Here is a 2,009-nt window from a genome sequence, read left to right as displayed (position 1 = left end):
TCCTCGGCGCGAACCTGCCCGACTACATGGTCCCGTCGGCGTTCGTCGCCCTCGACGCGCTGCCGCTCACCCGCAACGGCAAGCTGGACCGGACCGCCCTGCCCGCCCCCGAGGCGACCAGCGGCACCGGACGCGCGCCCCGCTCGCCGCAGGAGGAGATCCTGTGCGGCCTGTTCGCCGACGTCCTCGGCGTCCCGCAGGTCACCATCGACCAGGACTTCTTCGACCTCGGCGGCCACTCGCTCCTCGCGACCCGCCTCGTCAGCCGCATCCGCTCCGTCCTCGGCGTCGAACTCGCCGTCCGCGGACTCTTCGAGGAGCCCACCGTCGCCGGCCTCGCGGGCCTGCTCGCCACCGCCGACGGCGCCCGCACCCCCGTCACCCCGCGCGAGCGCCCGGAGCGCGTCCCGCTCTCCTACGCCCAGCAGCGGCTCTGGTTCCTCCACCGCCTGGAGGGCCCCAGCCCCACGTACAACATGCCCACCGCCCTCCGGCTCAGCGGCGGCCTCGACCACGAGGCCCTGGAGGCAGCCCTCGGCGACGTCGTCACCCGCCACGAGAGCCTGCGCACCGTCTTCGCCGACGACGCCGACGGCGGACACCAGACCGTCCTCACCCCGGAGGAGGCGCAGGAACGCCTCGGCAGCCTGCGCACCGTCCGGACCGGCCCCGACGACCTGCCCCGACGCCTCGCCGAAGCCGCCCGCCACCCCTTCGACCTCGCCGCCGAGCCGCCCCTCCGGGCCACCCTCTTCGGGACCGGCCCCGACGAGCACGTCCTGCTGCTGCTCCTGCACCACATCGCCACCGACGGCTGGTCGGCCCCCGTCCTCGCCCGCGACCTCACCCGCGCCTACGCCGCCCGCTGCTCGGGCGACGCCCCGAGCTGGGCGCCGCTGCCCGTGCAGTACGCGGACTACACCCTGTGGCAGCGCGAGCTCCTCGGCTCCGAGGACGACCCGGAGAGCCTGGTCTCCCGGCAGTTCGCCCACTGGAAGCGGACCCTCGCGGACCTCCCCGAGGAGCTGAGCCTGCCGACGGACCGCCCGCGGCCCGCCGCCCCCACCTACCGGGGCGACACCGTCGCCTTCCAGGTCCCCGCCGCCCTGCACGCCGGGCTCGCCTCGCTCGCCGAGGAGACCCGCGCCAGCCTCTTCATGGTCGTCCAGGCCGCCTACGCCACCCTGCTGTCCCGGCTCGGCGCGGGCGACGACATCCCCGTCGGCACGCCGATCGCCGGCCGCACCGACGAAGCCCTCGAAGACCTGGTCGGCTTCTTCGTGAACAGCCTCGTGCTGCGCACCGACCTGTCGGGCGACCCCACCTTCGCCGAACTCGTCGGCCGCGTCCGGGAGACCGCGCTCGCCGCCTACGCCCACCAGGACGTGCCGTTCGAGCGGCTCGTCGAGGTGATCAACCCGCCGAGGTCGCTGGCCCGCCACCCGCTGTTCCAGACCATGCTCATGTGGAACAACAACGACGACGGGCCGCTGGACGGCGCGGGCGGGGGACTGCCCGGACTGACCGCCGCCGTCGAGCCGACGAGCGTCCGGGTCGCCAAGTTCGACCTGACCCTCGCCCTCAAGGAGGAGTACGGCCCCGAGGGCGCCCCCGCCGGCCTCCACGGCCACCTCGAATACAGCACCGACCTCTTCGACCGGGCGACGGTCGAGTCGATCGTCGAGCGCTTCACGCGGGTCCTGGAGGCGGTCGTCGCCGACCCCGGGACCCCGGTCACCGCGGTGGACGTGCTCGCTCCGGAGGAGCGGGAGCGGATGCTCGCGGAGTGGAACGCCACGGACCACCCGGTGACGCCGTCCTCGGTCCCCGAGCTGTTCGAGGCGCAGGTGGTGCGGACGCCGGAGGCGACCGCTCTGGTCTTCGGTGAGGAGGCGGTGTCCTACCGGGAGTTGAACGGTCGGGCGAACCGTCTGGCGCGGTGGCTGGTGGAGCGGGGTGCGGGTCCCGAGCGTCTGGTGGCGGTGGTGCTGCCGCGTTCGGTGGATCTG

Annotated in this window: 1 protein-coding gene; it reads left to right on the top strand. The window is 74.4% G+C overall.

The window, feature by feature from the left end; translation table 11 throughout:
• Positions 1-2,009 (top strand): condensation domain-containing protein (locus CCN56_RS20630; RefSeq protein WP_143664581.1); only part of this gene is annotated, 2,009 nt, incomplete at both ends.

The organism is Streptomyces sp. NRRL B-24572 (assembly GCF_002156145.1).
GTDB classification, from domain to species: Bacteria; Actinomycetota; Actinomycetes; order Streptomycetales; family Streptomycetaceae; genus Streptomyces; species Streptomyces vietnamensis.
The sequence above is the reverse complement of the archived record's forward strand: the minus strand, read 5'-3'. Positions and strand labels throughout refer to the sequence as shown.